The organism is Bradyrhizobium ivorense (assembly GCF_900696085.1).
GTDB classification, from domain to species: Bacteria; Pseudomonadota; Alphaproteobacteria; order Rhizobiales; family Xanthobacteraceae; genus Bradyrhizobium; species Bradyrhizobium ivorense.
This window is the reverse complement of record NZ_CAADFC020000004.1, coordinates 1,045,402-1,061,982: the sequence shown is the minus strand read 5'-3', so window position 1 is coordinate 1,061,982 and position 16,581 is coordinate 1,045,402. Positions and strand designations below refer to the sequence as shown.

14 protein-coding genes are annotated in these 16,581 nt (G+C 65.3%); 8 read left to right on the top strand and 6 right to left on the bottom strand.

Features of this window, described 5'->3' with window-relative positions:
- Positions 1-231: 231 nt before the first annotated feature.
- Positions 232-1,461: a tetratricopeptide repeat protein gene (locus CI41S_RS05715; RefSeq protein ID WP_139858577.1), complete on the bottom strand. Its 1,230-nt coding sequence runs from the start codon at positions 1,459-1,461 to the stop codon at positions 232-234.
- Positions 1,462-1,732: 271 nt separating this feature from the next.
- Here CI41S_RS05715 and CI41S_RS05710 point away from each other — a divergent pair, with 271 nt between their 5' ends.
- From CI41S_RS05710 to CI41S_RS05700, 3 genes are read left to right on the top strand one after another with little or no spacing between them, the layout of a single operon-like run.
- Positions 1,733-2,857 (top strand): ABC transporter ATP-binding protein, encoded by a 1,125-nt coding sequence (locus CI41S_RS05710; protein WP_139857775.1) that lies wholly within the window; start codon positions 1,733-1,735, stop codon positions 2,855-2,857.
- Positions 2,854-3,768, top strand: coding sequence for an ABC transporter permease (locus CI41S_RS05705; protein WP_139857774.1), 915 nt, complete (start codon positions 2,854-2,856; stop codon positions 3,766-3,768). The genes CI41S_RS05710 and CI41S_RS05705 overlap by 4 nt, the downstream gene beginning before the upstream one ends.
- On the top strand, positions 3,768-4,583 hold the full coding sequence (locus tag CI41S_RS05700; RefSeq protein WP_139857773.1) for an ABC transporter permease: 816 nt from the start codon (positions 3,768-3,770) through the stop codon (positions 4,581-4,583). Before CI41S_RS05705 ends, CI41S_RS05700 begins: the two co-directional genes overlap by 1 nt.
- A gap of 547 nt (positions 4,584-5,130) precedes the next feature.
- On the opposite strand, the gene CI41S_RS05695 is transcribed toward CI41S_RS05700, so the two are convergent.
- The 4 genes from CI41S_RS05695 to CI41S_RS05680 form a co-directional block, all read right to left on the bottom strand.
- Entirely contained in the window at positions 5,131-5,982 is an 852-nt protein-coding gene (locus tag CI41S_RS05695) for a carbohydrate ABC transporter permease (RefSeq protein ID WP_139857772.1), read from the bottom strand.
- Positions 5,979-6,851, bottom strand: a complete 873-nt coding sequence (locus tag CI41S_RS05690; protein ID WP_139486593.1) for a carbohydrate ABC transporter permease — start codon at positions 6,849-6,851, stop codon at positions 5,979-5,981. Before CI41S_RS05690 ends, CI41S_RS05695 begins: the two co-directional genes overlap by 4 nt.
- A gap of 185 nt (positions 6,852-7,036) precedes the next feature.
- Positions 7,037-8,422, bottom strand: coding sequence for an ABC transporter substrate-binding protein (locus tag CI41S_RS05685; protein ID WP_139857771.1), 1,386 nt, complete (start codon positions 8,420-8,422; stop codon positions 7,037-7,039).
- A 185-nt stretch (positions 8,423-8,607) separates the two neighbouring features.
- Complete coding sequence (locus CI41S_RS05680; protein WP_172627163.1) at positions 8,608-10,563, bottom strand: AsmA family protein; 1,956 nt, start codon at positions 10,561-10,563, stop codon at positions 8,608-8,610.
- A 246-nt stretch (positions 10,564-10,809) separates the two neighbouring features.
- Between CI41S_RS05680 and CI41S_RS05675 the strand changes: the two genes are divergently transcribed.
- The 5 genes from CI41S_RS05675 (at position 10,810) to CI41S_RS05655 (ending at position 15,780) form a co-directional block, all read left to right on the top strand.
- A complete protein-coding gene (locus tag CI41S_RS05675; RefSeq protein WP_139486596.1) occupies positions 10,810-11,517 on the top strand; it encodes a CoA transferase subunit A in 708 nt (235 codons plus the stop codon).
- A gap of 24 nt (positions 11,518-11,541) precedes the next feature.
- Positions 11,542-12,192 carry a 3-oxoacid CoA-transferase subunit B gene (locus CI41S_RS05670; RefSeq protein WP_139486597.1) on the top strand — a complete coding sequence of 217 codons (651 nt, stop codon included), beginning with the start codon at positions 11,542-11,544 and terminating at the stop codon, positions 12,190-12,192.
- 7 nt (positions 12,193-12,199) lie between these two features.
- Positions 12,200-12,838, top strand: a complete 639-nt coding sequence (locus CI41S_RS05665; protein WP_347339234.1) for a GNAT family N-acetyltransferase — start codon at positions 12,200-12,202, stop codon at positions 12,836-12,838.
- A 246-nt stretch (positions 12,839-13,084) separates the two neighbouring features.
- Complete coding sequence (locus CI41S_RS05660) at positions 13,085-15,028, top strand: PASTA domain-containing protein (RefSeq protein WP_139857769.1); 1,944 nt, start codon at positions 13,085-13,087, stop codon at positions 15,026-15,028.
- A 266-nt stretch (positions 15,029-15,294) separates the two neighbouring features.
- Positions 15,295-15,780, top strand: coding sequence for a Crp/Fnr family transcriptional regulator (locus CI41S_RS05655; protein WP_139857768.1), 486 nt, complete (start codon positions 15,295-15,297; stop codon positions 15,778-15,780).
- Here CI41S_RS05655 and CI41S_RS05650 read toward each other — a convergent pair.
- Complete coding sequence (locus CI41S_RS05650) at positions 15,719-16,546, bottom strand: metallophosphoesterase family protein (protein WP_139857767.1); 828 nt, start codon at positions 16,544-16,546, stop codon at positions 15,719-15,721. The two genes, CI41S_RS05655 and CI41S_RS05650, sit on opposite strands and share 62 nt — an antisense overlap.
- Positions 16,547-16,581 lie beyond the last annotated feature (35 nt).

Sequence of the window (16,581 nt, the reverse complement as noted above, 5' to 3'; positions counted from 1 at the left end):
AAGGATTCCCTCCCCCCTTGCGGGGGAGGGTTAGGGAGAGGGGTACCACACGGGGACTCTCTCTATTCAACCTATTCAACGCGCTTCAACGACACGCGATCGAGATTGCTGGACCGACGCTCGCGTCAATCATCTCGCCCGGGGCTTACCCCTCTCCCCACCCTCCCCCGCAAGGGGGGAGGGAGCCATACCAGCGTGCTCATCTCACGTCAGCTGCTAAACTGGGTTCGACTACTGCCGTGCCGCCTCCTGCGACCAGATCTGATCGCGCCGCGACGGGCGGCGGTGCAGACGTTCTGAGATCAAAGCGGTGGCTTGGCGGCCCTGGCCTGAGCGCAGGCAGGCCACAATGAACGTGTCTTCCCACAGCTCGCGCTGGGCGTGGCTGCCGCCGATCCGCACCAGCTCGGGCATCAGCGGCGCGAGGATGCGCACCGCTTCGCCATGGTCGCCGGCGGCGAAGGCGGCGATGCCGCGGCAGAGGCCGATCGCGGGTGCGCCGGGCGCCAGCTTGCCGTCGGCGTGGCGCGCTTCCATCTCGGTGAGCCGTCTGTCGAGCGCATCGCCCTTGGTGGTGGCCGCGACCAGTGCCTGGTGCACGTCGGCGAAATGTGCGCCGGCTTTCGGGAAATAGCCGTCGCCATAAGCGGCGACGTCCTTCCAATGCGGCTCGAGGCCGGTCTTGCCGGCGAGCGCCAGCCGCCACAGCAGCGAAGCAGTGTCGGTGTAGATGTTGAGCGGCGGATAGGGCCGGCCCGCCGGCTTGATGTGGCGCTCGTAGATGTCGAGCGCGGCGTCGGCGTCGCCCTCTTCGAGGTCAATCAGCGCGAGATGCCAGGCGAGGTGGCCCTGCAGAAAGCTGGTGCGATCGTTCGCCGGCAGCCAGGCCGAGAGGAACGCGCGGCCCTCCGCGCCGCTGCCCTGCTCGAACAGCGCATGCGCCACGGCATGCGCGGCGCCGGCATTCTCCGGCTTCAGTGCGTAGCCGCGCTCGGTGATGGCGCGGCCCGAGACGACGTCGCCGACCTCGGTCTTCGACCAGCCGAGATAGGTCAGGAACCACCAGTCGTCGCCATAATCGGCGGCGTAGCGTTCGCAGACCGCAAGGCGCGCCGCGTCATGGTCGGCGCGGCCCGAAAAGGCATAGAGGCCGAAGGCGCCGAGCAACAGCGACAGCACCGGCGCATCGCGCGGAAAGTCCTGCAGATGCTGCTCGGCTAACGTCAGGGCCTTCTTGCCCTGGCCCTCGATCGCGGCCGCGATGGTCTCGATGTGCTGGCGCTCGCGCGGGCTCGCGGCCACCGCCAGCTCTCGGGCCTTGGCGGCCTTGGCGCGGGCATCGCCGGCTTCCATGTTGAGCTGGTGCACGCGGGCGCGCCCGAGATGGGCCATCGCGAAGTCGCCGTCCTCGGCGATCGCCGCATCGAACGCCGCGTCCGCGCCATGCAGGGCGGCGAGCATGCGATCGACGCCGTCGACAAAGTAGGCGGCGGCACGGTCCGAGGCGGTGGTCAGCGGCAGGCCGTAGCGGTCGAGCTTCATCGGTTGTCCTCCCGAATTCGGCGCGAAGCTTACCAGAGATGAGGGACGCGACAATATTGCGGGAGTTGCCGCGTGAGGCGGTTGAGCCGGTGGCGATCCGCCGCTAGCTTGCGGCCATTATCGGAGCTGTGGGGAATCGGGGCTGAACGACGTGACGTCAAGCGAAGCGACCGCGGAGGCGGCAAGGCCGATGATCGAATCGGCCGGGCTCGACATGCCCTTGCTGCGCATCGAAGGCGTCGCAAAATCGTTCGGCAATTTTCGCGCGGTCGACCAGCTCTCGCTCGACATCCGCGCCGGCGAGTTTTTTGCGCTGCTCGGCCCAAGCGGCTGCGGCAAGACCACGCTGCTGCGCATGCTGGCCGGGTTCGAGACGCCGGACGAGGGCCGCATCCTGCTCGGCGGCAACGACATCGCCCAGGTGCTGCCGCACGAGCGTCCCGTCAACATGATGTTCCAGAACTACGCGTTGTTTCCGCATCTGTCGGTGCGCGACAACATCGCCTTCGGCCTGAGGCGTGCTGGCATGCCGCGCGCCGAGATCGCGACCCGCGTCGCGGAGATGGTGGCGCTGGTCAGGCTCGAGGGCATGGAGAAGCGCAAGCCGGACCAGCTCTCCGGCGGGCAGCGGCAGCGCGTCGCGCTGGCGCGCTCGCTGGCGCGCCGTCCGCAGGTGCTGCTGCTCGACGAGCCGCTGGCTGCGCTCGACAAGAAGCTGCGCGAGAGCACCCAGGCCGAATTGATGGAGCTGCAGCGCCGGCTCGGCACCACCTTCGTCATCGTCACTCACGACCAGGAGGAGGCGATGACGATGGCCGGCCGGATCGGGGTGATGAACGCCGGCCGTCTGGTGCAGGTCGCGACCCCGCGCAATCTCTACGAGGCGCCGGCGACGCGCTGGATCGCGGAGTTCGTCGGCGACATCAATCTGTTCGAGGGACAGGTGATCGCCAGCGGTCACAGCCGCCTGACCATCTCGACCTCGGAGGCAGGAACGCTCACGGTCTCCGAGTTGTGGCCGCCGGTGACGAAAAATGTCGTCAGCGTCGCGATCCGTCCCGAGAAGGTCAAGCTGTCGCGCCGCGCGCCGGCCATCGAGGAGGGCGGTCCGCAGGCCATCAACCGGCTGGAGGGTGTCGTCACCGAGGCCAACTATCTCGGCGGCGTCACCACCTACAAGGTGAAGCTGGAATCCGGCGCGGTGGTGCGCGCCGCGATGGCCAACACCGCGCGGCTCGATGTCGACGCCTATCTCGCCGGCCAGCGCGTGGTGGCGTGGTTCACCGCCGACGATTGCCTGGTGCTGGAGCAATGAGCGCGCGCCGCATCTTCGCCCGTCCGGCGCGGTTCGCCGCGATCGCGCCTTATCTCTGGATGGTGCTGTTCTTCCTGGTGCCATTCGGCTTCGTGCTGAAGATCAGCCTGTCGCAGACCGCGATCGCGCAGCCGCCCTACACGCCGGTGTTCGACTTCACCGAGGGCCGCGCGGCGCTGGCGGCGGCGTTCGCGCAATTGTCGTTCGACAATTTCAGGCTGCTGGTCTCCGACAATCTCTACATCCTGTCCTACCTGCGCAGCCTCGTCGTCGCGGTGACCTCGACGCTGATCCTGCTGCTGATCGGCTACCCGATCGCCTACGGCATGGCGCGATTGCCGCAGCGCTGGCAGGGCGTCGCGATGATGCTGGTGATCGTACCGTTCTGGACCTCGTTCCTGATCCGGATCTATGCCTGGATCAACATCTTGCAGCATGACGGCCTGCTCAACCAGATGCTGCTGGCGCTGCACATCGTCTCGGCGCCGGTGGTCTGGCTGTCGACCGACAGCGCGATGTATCTCGGCATCATCTATTCCTATCTGCCGTTCATGATCCTGCCGCTCTACGCGACGCTGTCGAAGATGGATGCCGCGCTGCTGGAGGCCGCCGGCGATCTCGGCGCCTCGCCGCGCCAGGCGTTCTGGCTGGTGACGTTTCCGCTGTCGCTGCCGGGTGTCGGCGCCGGCGCGCTGCTCTGCTTCATTCCGATCGTTGGCGAGTTCGTGATCCCGGATCTGCTCGCCGGCTCCAATTCGCTGATGATCGGGCAGACGCTGTGGCTCGAGTTCTTCACCAACAAGGACTGGCCGGTCGCCTCCGCCGCCGCGGTGGCGCTGCTGCTGCTGCTGGTGCCGCCGCTCGTGCTCTACGACCGCCTGCAGCGGCGCCAGCTCGAAGGACGTGGCTGATGGCGCGCACGGTCACCCGCCTCACGCGCTTCAACATGACCTCGCTGGCGCTGGGGCTGGCGTTCCTCTATCTGCCGATCGTTATTCTCGTCATCTATTCCTTCAACGCCTCGCGGCTGGTGACGGTGTGGGGCGGCTGGTCGCTGCGCTGGTACCACGAGTTCTTCAACGACCGCGCCATGCTGGACGCCGCCTGGATGAGCCTTGCCGTCGCCGCGGTGTCGGCGACGGCAGCCGCCCTGCTTGGCACGCTCGCGGCGATCGGGCTGGCGCGCGGCGAGCGGTTCCGGGGACGGGCGCTGTTCTCCGGCATGCTGTATTCGCCACTGGTCATGCCCGAGGTGATCTCCGGCCTGTCGCTGCTCTTGCTGTTCGTGGCGCTGAATGCCGAGCGCGGCTTCTGGACGGTGACGATCGCGCACACCACGCTGACGATGTGCTTCGTCACCGTCGTGGTGCAGTCGCGCCTCGCCGTACTCGACCGCAGCCTCGAGGAGGCGGCGATGGATCTCGGCTGCGATCCGGTGCGCGCCTTCCTGCTGGTGACCTTGCCGCAGATCGTGCCGGCGATCGTCGCCGGCTGGATGCTGGCCTTCATCCTGTCGCTCGACGACGTCGTGATCGCGAGCTTCACCACCGGGCCCGGCTCGGCGACGCTGCCGATCCGGATCTATTCCGAGGTTAGGCTCGGCGTGAAACCCGAGATCAACGCGATCTGCACGATGTTCATCGCGCTGATCGCCGTCATCATCGTGGTGGCCTCGTTCGCCTCGAAGCTGACCAACGCGCGCGGCGAGAGCGCCGCGCCGCTATAGACTCTCGTTTCACGCATTTTTCCCTGCGCGCCGTGAGGGAGCCACCGGCGGAAGGGCTCCCTCCCCCCTTGCGGGGGAGGGTTGGGGAGAGGGGTACCACACGGCACCCTCTCTCCGTTCGGCGCTTCAACAAAGCGGATTCGAGATTGCGAGACCGGCGCTCGCGTCAATCATCTCACCCGGGGTCACCCCTCTCCCCACCCTCCCCCGCAAGGGGGGAGGGAGCCTGCGCAGCGTGCTCGCCTCACGTCGGTTGCTAACGCAGTGAGGAGAGAGAGCTTGCACGTGCCGCCGGACGTGATGGGAGCCACCGGCGGAAGGGCTCCCTCCCCCCTTGCGGGGGAGGGTTGGGGAGAGGGGTGCTACACGGCACGCTCTCTCCGCTCAGCGCATCAACGAAGCGCGATCGAGATTGCGAGACCGACGCTCGCGTCAATCATCTCACCCGGGGGCACCCCTCTCCCCACCCTTCCCCGCAAGGGGGAGGGAGCCTGGGCAGCGTGCTCACCTCACGTCAGTTGCTAGCGCTCGAAAACGCTTCAGGTTCTTACGACTTCACGGCGCCGGCGGTCAGGCCGCCCACCATGTAGCGCTTGAAGGCGTAGTAGACCGCGGCCGGCGGCAGCGCGTAGATGAAGCCGGTGGTCATCAACAGCTCCCACGGCGAATCGTCGGCGGCGAGGAAGTTGCCAAGCGCGACCGGCAGCGTGATGTCGGTGTCCTTCGACAGCAGCAGGAAGGCGTAGAGATATTCGTTCCAGGCGAGCAGGATCGCATAGGTGCCGATCGCGACCAGCGAGGGCATCATCAAGGGCACATAGACCAGGCGGAACAGCTGCAGCGTGGTGGCGCCGTCCATCGTTGCGGCCTCGTCGAGCTCGACCGGCAGCTTGTCGGAGGCCTGCTTCAGCACCCAGATCGCGTAGGGCGAGGCGATCGTCACCATCGCCAGGATCAGCGACCAGTGATTATTCAACAGGCCGTAATTGCCCATGGTGCGGTACATCGGCACGGCGAGGAACGCGGCCGGAATGAAATAGGTGAACAGCGCGAGATTCATCACGGCGCGGCCGCCCGGCACCTTCAGCCGCGAGATCGAGAACGCGGCGGCGGTCGCGACGAACAGCGTCAGCGCGCCGGCGGCGAGCGCGATCACGGTCGAATTCCAGAATTGGATCCAGAAGTCGCGCAGGAAGTAGTGCTGCTGGTGAAACACGATCGAGAAATTATGCAGCGTCGGATGGTCCGGCCACAGCTTGCCGGAGAACGCGTCCTCCTTCGGCGAGATCGCGAACAGGAACATGTGATAGATCGGAATCATGGTCCAGATGAAGACCGGGATGCCGATCAAGAGCAGCTTGGCTTCGGTGCCGACTTCGCGGAGGGTGGGCAGCTTCATCGCGACAACCGTTTCATCATGAAATAGACCAGCGGCAGCACGAACGGCATAGCGCAGACGATCGAGGCCATCGCCAGTGAAAGCTGGTCGAGGCGGAGATAGCGGATGCCGAGCGTCGACAACACGTGGGTGAGGTCGGCCGGCCCGCCGCCGGTGAGCAGATAGACGCTGTTGAAGTCGCCCAGCGTCCAGATCATCGAGAGCAGCGTGCAGGTGACGTACAGCGTCTGCATCGACGGCCAGGTGATGTAGCGGAATTTCTGCCACCAATTGGCGCCGTCGACGTCGGATGCCTCGTACAAATCATGCGAGATGGCGAGCCGTCCGGTCAGCAGGATCAGGGTCCAGAACGGCAGCGACTTCCAGATGTGCACGCCGATCGCCATGGCGAGCGCGACCGCCGGATCGTTCAGCCAGTTCGGGCCGTCCTCGCCGGTGAACTTGAAGATCAATTGATTGACCACGCCCCATTCCGGATTGAGCATGAAGCGCACCGACAGGATGGTCGGGATCGACGGCACCGCCCAGGGCAGGATGAAGATCACCGACAGCCACCTGATCCACGGACGCTGCTGGGCAAAGAAGCCGGACAGGAACAGCGCGATCAGCATCTTGATGTTGATGCCGATGACCAGGAAGATCAGCGTGTTGACCGCGGCGCGCGCGAAGATCGGGTCATGATAGAGCGCGACATAGCTCGCCGGCTCGCGCGCCAGCCACAACCCGTAGCCGACCGGGTAGAGCACGAAGGCGAGGAATACCAGCAGGTAGGGCGTGAGCAGCACGATGCCCCAGACCTGCGGCGGCGTCAGCCGCGCCGACAGCGGCGGGCCCGGTAACGCCTGATCGCCGGAAATCGTGATTGCCATGGTTCGCTAACTCGTCCTCGTCTCTTGGTCTCTTGCACCTCTCCCCGCTTGCGGGGAGAGGTCGGATCACATCGCAGATGTGATCCGGGTGAGGGGGTACGGGACTATCCACGCGCATCGCTCGCGGAGAGAGCCCCTCACCCCGACCCCCTCCCCGTGAAGAACGGGGAGAGGGGGAGTCACTATCAGCCCGCGACCTGCTTGATGCGGGCGATCAGCTCGTCGACGGCCTTGTCCACCGGCACCTTCTCGCTGACCACGCGGTTCATCGCCTTGGCCCAGACGTTCTCGTTGTTCAAGATGGTGAACTTCCAGTTCTTGGTAAAGTCGAACGGCGCGGTGCCGCCGGTGAACTGATTCCACACCGCCATGCGGTGCCGGTCGGCCTGCCAGAACGGGCTGGCTTGGCTCGCCTTGGTCACCGGGAACCAGCGGCCGAGCGCGCCCTCGATATAGGGCCGCAGGTTCTCTTCCTGCATCAGGAACGCGATGAACTGCTTGCCCTCGGCCTTGTTCTTGGCGTTGGCGAAGATCAGCCCGGTCTTGACGTCGGAGCGGTAGCGGATCGTCGAGCCGTCCGGCGCCTTCGGGAACGAGGCGGTGATGATGTCCTGCTCATAGGCCTGCTTGCCGGCGGCGCGCTGCGCGTCGGTGAGCGCCGGGTTGGTGGAATCCTCGAACCACTTCGCCGCGATCGAGATCGTGAAATTGTGCGTCATCACGATCGTCTTGTTGTGGAAGGCGACGTTGTTGTCCGGGTCCTTCCAGGTCGTGGAGGAAGGCGGCGAGCAGCCCTTGATGTAGGTGTCGGTGTAGTCCTTCAGCGCGTGGATCAGCGCATCGCGCACCTTGGGATCGTCGACCAAAAGCTTGCCGTCGTCGTCGACCAGCTTGACGTGGTAGGCGTCCATGAAGGTGTAGAACGACTGGAACGAGTCGGTGGATTCCACGCCCATCGGCTGCCCGACGCCGTAGATGCGCTGGCCGGTCGCCTTGCGGATCGCCGGCTGCACCTTGTCGCACCAGAACGTCCAGTAGTCCTCCCACTTGGTCGGAATGTCGGCGGCCTTGAAGCCCGCCTTCTCCAGCATGTCGCCCCAGATCTGGACGTGCATGCTCTGCTGCTTCAGCGGGAAGCCGTAATAGGTCTTCTTCTTGGCGACGTCGTTGTAGAGCAGCGCCGTCTCCAGCGTGTTCGGCGCGAACGCGTCCTTCATCGGCAGCAGGATGTCGGAGAGATCCTCGAGCTTGCCCTCATAGGCCCATTTGCCCTGCGCCTGTACGTCATAGCTGTCGGAATAGGCGACGTCGGGCACGGTGCCGGAATCGAGCGCGGCGACCGTCTTCGGGATCATGTCCTGGATCGCATACTGCGACAGTTCGACCTTGATCCCGGTCTTGGCCTCGAACTTCTTGATGGTCTCGATCAGCGCGTCGTCTTCGGACTTGTAAAATCCCTTGCCCCACCAGACGGTAATCGTCTTGCCCTGGGCCAAAGCGGGTGCAGTTGCGGCGAAAAGGCCGACCGCAGCGACCGCGAGTGAAAGCGCAGCAATAACCTTGGATCTCACGTTGTTCTCCCTCAGTGAGGCCGGCTTTTTAACCGGTTGGATAAAACACTAGCGCATGGCCGTGACCTGATAAAGATGTCGCGGCGACGACTTCAGTAGGGGCTCGCGGTGCGAATGTGGATCAGTCCCGGCACATCGATGCGAAAAGTGAATGGATCAGTTCGACTTCTCAGTTCGACTTGCTCTCAGTTCGACTTGGCATTCTCGGCGGCCGCCGCCGGTCCGTTCGCCGGCGTCGCCGCATCGGGCGCCGCCTGCCGTGCGCCGCCGCCGGTGAGGCGGTCGAGCACCCCGCGCACCGCATCGCGCGCCTTGGGGTCCTTCAGCGAGTCGATCAATTGCGCGGCGCCGGGCGAGCGCCGGATCAGGATATCCGGATCGGGGAAGATCAAGGGATCGTCCCACGGGCCCTGCACCACGAACGGCAGATCGTAGGCCTTGCCGCCGCTCGATGCCGCAGTCAGGCTGGCGACGCCCTTGAGGTCGTATTCGCGCGACGGCACCGAGGCGGTGCCGGTCAGCGTGATCCGCGCCGCGGGTCCCTCGACGCGGATGTCCTCGGCGGTCGCAATCCCGTCGGCGAATTTCACCGAGATGTTGAGGTTGTCATAGGGCGTCGAGCCGGAGCGGAAATTGCCGCCGCCGGACAGCGGCCGCTTTTCCAGCCGCCGCAGCAGCTGCTCGACATTGAAGCCCGCGATCGCGCCGTCATGGCCGTTCAGCGTGGCGCTGCCGTCGAGCGAGGAGGCGAGGCCGAACGGGCTCGAGCCCGAGGCCATCAGCGAGACGCCGAGATTGCCGCGGCCGGACAGTTTTGTGATGCCGAACAATTCGCTGGCGCAGGCCTGCAGGTCGACATCGGTGAACTGAAATTGCGCCCGCACGTCGGCGACCGCATCCGAGCGCGCGATCGCGAACGAGCCCTTGGCGATGCCGCCGAACATCTGCGCCTCGCCGACGCTGAGCGCCAGCGCGCCGCCGCGCAAGTTTGCGCCGAGCGCGGTGCGGCCGAGCTTGGACGGACCGACGGTCACCTTCGCCGCCGACAGCCGCATGTCGAGGTCGGTCGAGGACAGCGAGGACAGGTCGAACAGCTGCCTGTTCCAGTCGCGCTGGCCGCTCGCCAGCAGGCGGAAGGTCGAGATGTAGGGCGTGAAGTCGAGGTTGCCGGCGGCCAGCGTCGCCTGCAGCGTCTGCCGGCCGTTATTGACGTAGGTCATGACGCCTTCGGCGACGTTGCCGTCGAGCTCGACATTGACATTGGTGAACGCGATCGAGCCGCCGACCACGTTGGTGCGCGCCTTCAGGGCGAAGCGGCCGAAGCCGCCGCCACCGCCGGGCGGTGCCTGTCCCATCCAGCGCAGCGCGTTGCGCAGCGACGGGCTATCCATGGTCGCGACGCCCTCCATCATCAGGCTGGAGCGGTTGGCGACGGTTCCGTCGAACGCGACCTTCAGCGGCGCGCTCGACAGCCGCGCCTTGAGGCCGGAGCGGTCGCCCGACAGCAGCGCGGCGAAATCGCTGGCGGCGATCGAGCCGTCGACCCGCTCGCCGCGCCAGTCGAACTGGCCGGTTGCGGCAAAAGAGCGCGAGATCGACGGCCAGGCCAGCGACAGGTCGATGTCGCCGAGCTTTTCGGAGACATGGTTGGTGCCGTCCTCGTAGTTCAGCTCGCCGTCCTGGATCCGGATCTCGGAGAACGACACCGCATTCTCCGCGCCTGGTGTCATCGCCTTCGCGATGGTCTCGACGAACGGTGTCCAGTTGCTCTCGCCGGCCGCATCGCGCACCACATGGATGTGCGGCCGCAGCATCATGACGTCGGCGATCTCGAACCGCCGCAGCAGCAGCGGCAGCAGCCGCAGGTTGGCGGTCAGCACGTCGACCTGCAGCGCGGGGTCGATGGTATCGGCACCCTTCAGGCCGACATTATGAAAGGAGACGTAGCTGCCCGGAAACACCGAGACGTCAATGTTTCCGTTGACGACCAGTTCGAGCCCGGTCACCGCGCGGATCTGCGCCTCCACCGCGCGCTGCAGCGCGTCCCGGTTGAGGAACCACGACGTGCCGACCAGACCGATCACCGCGAGGCCGAAAAGCGCCGCGATCGGCATCCCCAAGCGCTTAATTCCTTGGGCCATCGTCAATGACATGTCCGGGTCGGGTTGAGGTTTTGTCGGGTCGTCGTCGAGCACTGCGGGCGGCGCTTGGTAGCCCGAGCCAACCCCCGCAACTTGAAGGGTTTTCTTGTCGCTTTCAAGGCCATGTTGGTGTCGCAGGCTGCCGCGCCCCGCCGCCGGTGGGCCGTGATTGACGCATTGCGAAGATTTCGCCTAATAATCCCCGACGCCACCGCGGTTTCGCGCCCTCCATCAGGTATCTGTTTCATGAACAAGGTTTATCCCGACGCCAAATCGGCACTCGATGGTCTCCTCAAGGACGGCATCATGATCATGTCGGGCGGCTTCGGCCTCTGCGGCATCGCCGAGACCCTGTCGGACGCGATCCGCGATTCCGGCGTCAAGGGCCTGACGGTGGTCTCCAACAATGCCGGCGTCGACGGCATCGGCTTGAGCCGCCTCCTGGAAACCCGCCAGATCAAGAAGATGATCTCGTCCTATGTCGGCGAGAACAAGCTGTTCGCCCAGCAATATCTCGCCGGCGAGCTCGAGCTCGAGTTCAACCCGCAGGGCACGCTGGCCGAGCGCATCCGCGCCGGCGGCGCCGGCATCCCGGCCTTCTTCACCAAAACCGGCGTCGGCACGCTGATCGCCGAAGGCAAGGAAGTGAAGGAATTCGATGGCCAGAAATACATCATGGAGCGCGGCCTGTTCGCCGACCTCGCCATCGTCCACGCCTGGAAGGGCGACACAGCCGGCAACCTGGTCTACCGCAAGACCGCGCGCAACTTTAACCCGATGATGGCGACCGCCGCGAAGGTCACCGTCGCCGAGGTCGAGCACCTGGTGCCGGCCGGCGAGATCGATCCGGACCACATCCACACCCCCGGCATTTTCGTCAAACGCATCATCGAGGTCGGCACGGCGAAGAAGCGGATCGAGTTCCGCAACACCCGTCCGCGGCCCGCAGCGTAACCAGCAATTCGTCAGGAGAGCCTCATGGCCTGGACCCGTGAACAAATGGCCGCCCGCGCCGCCAAGGAGTTGCGCGACGGCTTCTACGTCAATCTCGGCATCGGCATCCCGACGCTGGTGTCGAACTACATTCCTGACGGCATCGACGTCAGCCTGCAGAGCGAAAATGGCATGCTCGGCATGGGCCCGTTCCCCTATGAGGACGAGGTCGACGCCGACCTGATCAATGCCGGCAAGCAGACCGTCAGCGAGTTGCCCTCGACCAGCTATTTCTCCTCGGCCGATTCCTTCGGCATGGTACGCGGCGGCCATATCGACCTGTCGATCCTCGGTGCCATGCAGGTGGCGCAGAACGGCGACCTCGCCAACTGGATGATCCCCGGCAAGATGGTGAAGGGCATGGGCGGCGCCATGGACCTCGTCGCCGGCGTCAAGCGCGTCGTCGTGGTGATGGAGCATTCCGCCAAGGACGGCCCAAAACTGCTCAAGCAGTGCAATCTGCCGCTGACCGGCGAGCGCGTGGTCGACATGGTCGTGACTGATCTTGCCGTGTTCACCATCGACAAGCACGGCAATGACGGCATGGCGCTGGTCGAGCTCGCCGACGGCGTCACCCTCGACGAGGTCAAGGCCAAGACCGAGGCCGAATTCCGCGTCGCGCTGAAGAACACCTGAGATGACCATGGCGGGAGGATCATCGATCCGTCCCGCCAATTCTGACGATGCGGCCTTCATCGCCCGCATCGTGCTGGCCGCGCAGCGCGGCCCACTGCCGCGCGGCTGGTGCGACATCGCGCTCGCTCGCTCCGAGCCGGAGTGTCTGGCTTTCATGGCGCGGCTCGCAATTGCGCAGGCGCGGTCATGGTATCACACCGATCATTTCCTGATCGCCGAGGTCGACGGCGTGCCGGCCGCGGCGCTGTGCGCGCTGCCGGCATCCGGAACGCTCGCGGCCGTGCGCGCGGCGATCGCGGAGGTCGTGGCCGAGACCGGCGATGATGCGGCGGCGATCTTCGCGCGCGGCGCCTACGCCCGTGATTGCTGGGTGCAGGGCGGCGAGGGTGACTGGTTGATCGAGCATGTCGCCACCAATCCGGCCTATCGCGGCGGCGGCCTGGTGCAGGGGTTGATCGCCCGCGCGCTCGCCGACGGCCGAGCGGCGGGTTTTGCGAAGGCGTCGATCTCGTTCCTGATCGGCAACGCTGCCGCCGAGCGCTGCTACGCCAAGGCCGGCTTTGCCTTCGCCGAAGAAAAGCGCGATGCCGCCTTCGCGGCGCTGACCGGCGCGCCCGGCTTTCGCCGGTTTGCCCGCGCGATGTGATTGACACGGCGATGCCAGGCTCGTCGTCCTGGCTTTGCGCCAGGACGACGCTGAATGCGTTGTACGGAGCTGCATCCGGGGCCGTGTTTCGCCGACCGCGCATCCTCAGCCGCGGCCGATGACCGCCTTTGAGACCCGTGCGCTACGGAGTTTGCTGCAACCAATTCGCAACCACAGCTTGTATTTTGCTGCCAAGTTCCTTAGCCTGCTGCCCCATAGGATCTGTGGGACGTTTTGGGGGCGAGCATGGAGTTCTTCCGTGTGCATGAGGCCGTTGGGACGCGAATTCCAACCTATTTCATCGAGAGCACCGCGCCGTACAATGTCGACGACACGCAGTCGCCGGAGTCCAAGGAGCGGAAAGCGGCCGCTTCCCGCGTGCAAAAGATCGATTCCGACGAAGCAATCAAGCAGATCGCCGCGCGACTGCTCGCCGGATCGCGGCCGAATCTTGTTGTGATGGTCCACGGCTTCAACAATCCTGAGCCGGCCGTCCTGAAGATGTACACGTCTGCTGCGCTTGCCGTCGACCGCGACCAGGCGATCAACGGCGGACAGGGCCTTGTCTGCGTGGGCTACCGCTGGCCGTCGGAAAGGATGGGAATGCCTTGGCGCGGAACGTGGGACGCGTTACCGACGCTGCCGACCTGGATCCTGTATTTCGGCGCGTTGGTCGTCCTGTTCACCTTCCCGCTGTTCTATTTCACATCGGAGACTAGGCAATGGTGGATCGATGTGTTCCGCTACGTCTGGAATCCGACGGCCGTCCACTTCATCACGTTGCTCGGCTGGACGATCGCCGGCCTCGTGCTGATGACGGTGCTGCTGAGGACCATCGTCTATTTCCGCGACAACTATCGGGCATCCAATTATGGCGTACCCGATCTCATCCAGGTGATCAGCGTCATCGATGCCGAGATCATGCGACAGCATCGGCAAAGCGGCGAGGCAAGCCCTCCGCCGAGCGTCGAGCTCTCTTTTATCGGTCACAGCATGGGGGCCTTCGTCGTCACCAACGCCATCCGCGCCCTCTCGGACGTCTTCGCGGTCCCCGCCCAATCCCTCAATTCCTACGGCGCGGCCGCCACGGACGAGGCGCCGAGGCACGGCATCGGCAGAGCGTTCCAGCTGAAGCGTTTTGTGCTCGCCTCGCCCGACATTCCAGCCGAGACGCTGCTGTCGAGCCGCAGCAACTTCCTCGCCTCCGCCCTGTCGCGCTTCGACGAGGCCTATCTGTTCAGCAACGAAGGCGACGCGGTGCTTCGCCAGATTTCGACGCTGGCGAACTACTTCGTGTTTCCGACCAAGAGCAAGAACCACGGCTTCCGTCTCGGCAACGTCGAAATCCTGTCGCGCAATTTCGGGCTCATCGATGTCGGCGGAGCCGATTTCCTGCGCGTCCTGCGCATCGGAAACCGGACCCTGCAACAGCTCTATGACGATCTCGAGGATGCCAAAGCGCAGCGCCAGCCGACCCAGCAATTGGGGCCGGAGCAGGCGCCGTTGCCGCAACGCTTCACCTATTTCGACTGCACCGACTACGTCGACATCGACGATCCAAACGAGGCGGACAAGCAGGGCAACAGGCGGCCGCTGCTCACCTTCGCAAAATGGAAAAAGCGGGACGACGCGGAGGCGCAGCTGCGTTGGTATTCGCACCTCTGGTTGCTGATCGTCTATGTGTTCAACCAACAGAAGCCGAACGTGCACGGCGGATATTTCGAAGGTCAGCTGTCGCAGCAATTGATCTATCGTCTCGCCTGTCTCGGCTATGGCGGCACTGTCGCGGCCTACGGCGGCGAGCCCGCGCTCGGCAAAGTTTGCGAGGACAAGCAGATCAGGATGCTGGTCTCGCCGATGCTGTGGTCGGCGCGCACGGGCGCTACCCCGGTTGCGCCGCCGAGGCCGGCAAATGCCAGGACACGGTCGGCGCCGCGCGGACCTGCTCAGCAAGCAGTACCCGCGGGTGTGATCGTGCCCGATCTGGTCGGCAAGCCGATCGTCGATGCACGCGCGCAAGTCGATGCATTGCGCGGCAGCGGACAAACGCCGCAACTCGTCCTTGTGGAGGTCGCACGAACGGCACGGGGGACCGGGCAGGCGGTGTCTGGATTCGTGTTGAGCCAGACGCCGGCTCCGGGCACCTCGGTCAAAGGACCGACGTCGATCGAGGTCATCGTCGTGAAATGACGAGGACTCAGCGGCTGAAATCCACCGCGGTGGTGTTGCCGCCGCTGATCACGACGGCGTTGCGTTCGCTTGGTACCCTCTCCCTAACCCTCCCCCGCAAGGGGCCCGCAAGGGGGGAGGGAGCCCGTCCGCCGGTGGCTCCCTTACACCGAGCGCGACGCTCGTGCCGGCGCCGCCTGCCGACAATTTGGGCAGAACGCCCAGCTAATCCGTTTTCATCCCGGCCGCATCTCCGCCTAGTCTGACGGAGACGGAGATGAGGCAGCATGCGTGCGATCCTTGATCATTGCAGCGGAGGGACCCGGCGGAGCGTGCCGGCGGGCACGGAGTTCATCCAGGAGGGCGGCAAGACCGGTCACCTGTTCGTGCTGATCGACGGCAAGGTGGAGGTCGTGAAGGGCGACAATCTGGTCGCCGTGATCGAGGAGCCCGGCGCGGTGTTCGGCGAGATGTCGGTGCTGCTCGACAAGCCGCACAGCGCAAGGGTGCGCGCCGCATCCGATTGCGTGCTGTACGAGTTCGACGATGCGGCATCGTTCCTGCGCGAGCGGCCCGCGATGGCGCTGTTGATCGCGCAGCTCTTGGCGCAGCGGCTTCACGTCGCCACCAGCTATCTCGCCGACCTGATGCATCAATATGCCGATCACGGCACCCATCTGGCGATGGTCGGCGAGGTGCTGCAGAGCATGATCAACCTGCCGCCGATGCAGGTCGCGCCAGGCTCGGATCAGCAATCCGATCCAAGGATCTGAGCCAGTCCGGCGCCTCGCGCAACGAAGCCGCCGGGCGCTGCAACGGCGCCTTGAGATCAATGCTCTGCGCAACGCCGGCGGACAGCCAGAATGCCTCGCTTCGATCGAGATCGAGCACGATGTAGACCGGCGGGCGGCCCGGCTGCAGCCCGGCATTGAACACCCAGGTGGTGTCGATCCGGTCGAACCACGAGCCGCTCGGGATGAACGGCGATTGATGCACATGACCCGAGATCACCATTTCCGGATGGTGGTGCGCGATCCAGCGCACCAGCTCGACATCGCCGAAGAAGCGCTTGCCGCCCCAGCTGGTCGGTGAATCCGCCGGCGGCGCGTGATGGACCCAGACCCAGCGGCGGTGCGGCAGCGCAGCCGCCTCGCGCAACTGGTCGTCGATGCGCGCCTTGACCAGCGGGCCGTCCCACCATGGGCACACCGTGAACAGCGTATCGCCGATGGTCAAATTGTCACCGTCGCAGACAATGCCAAATTCCCGGATGCCGGCAACCCAGCGCGCGATCTTCTCGCCGTCCGCGCTGCGCTCGTCGAGGTCATGATTGCCCGAGCAGAAGATCACGCGGGTGAGCGAGGCGAGCCGCGCGAGGTATTTGGTGACGACGACGATCTGGGCGCGGAAATCCACCGCCGAGCCGAGGTTGAGCGCATCGCCCGCGAAGATCACCAGATCGAACTGCGGCGCAGCCGCCAGCAGCCAGTCGAACTGCGGCAACGAATAATGCAAATCGGCAACGACGAGACAGCGCATCCGGCAAAATCCGATGCCCGGAAAACGGGCGGCCC

Excerpts from the sequence above, each read along its gene's own strand:
- CI41S_RS05715 (WP_139858577.1), bottom strand. The coding sequence starts at position 1,461 with ATGCTCGCCGCCCTGCATGGCGCGGACGCGGCGTTCGATGCGGCGATC.
- CI41S_RS05710 (WP_139857775.1), top strand. The coding sequence starts at position 1,733 with ATGATCGAATCGGCCGGGCTCGACATGCCCTTGCTGCGCATCGAAGGC.
- CI41S_RS05705 (WP_139857774.1), top strand. The coding sequence starts at position 2,854 with ATGAGCGCGCGCCGCATCTTCGCCCGTCCGGCGCGGTTCGCCGCGATC.
- CI41S_RS05700 (WP_139857773.1), top strand. The coding sequence starts at position 3,768 with ATGGCGCGCACGGTCACCCGCCTCACGCGCTTCAACATGACCTCGCTG.
- CI41S_RS05695 (WP_139857772.1), bottom strand. The coding sequence starts at position 5,982 with ATGAAGCTGCCCACCCTCCGCGAAGTCGGCACCGAAGCCAAGCTGCTC.
- CI41S_RS05690 (WP_139486593.1), bottom strand. The coding sequence starts at position 6,851 with ATGGCAATCACGATTTCCGGCGATCAGGCGTTACCGGGCCCGCCGCTG.
- CI41S_RS05680 (WP_172627163.1), bottom strand. The coding sequence starts at position 10,563 with ATGGCCCAAGGAATTAAGCGCTTGGGGATGCCGATCGCGGCGCTTTTC.
- CI41S_RS05675 (WP_139486596.1), top strand. The coding sequence starts at position 10,810 with ATGAACAAGGTTTATCCCGACGCCAAATCGGCACTCGATGGTCTCCTC.
- CI41S_RS05670 (WP_139486597.1), top strand. The coding sequence starts at position 11,542 with ATGGCCTGGACCCGTGAACAAATGGCCGCCCGCGCCGCCAAGGAGTTG.
- CI41S_RS05665 (WP_347339234.1), top strand. The coding sequence starts at position 12,200 with ATGGCGGGAGGATCATCGATCCGTCCCGCCAATTCTGACGATGCGGCC.
- CI41S_RS05660 (WP_139857769.1), top strand. The coding sequence starts at position 13,085 with ATGGAGTTCTTCCGTGTGCATGAGGCCGTTGGGACGCGAATTCCAACC.
- CI41S_RS05655 (WP_139857768.1), top strand. The coding sequence starts at position 15,295 with ATGCGTGCGATCCTTGATCATTGCAGCGGAGGGACCCGGCGGAGCGTG.
- CI41S_RS05650 (WP_139857767.1), bottom strand. The coding sequence starts at position 16,546 with ATGCGCTGTCTCGTCGTTGCCGATTTGCATTATTCGTTGCCGCAGTTC.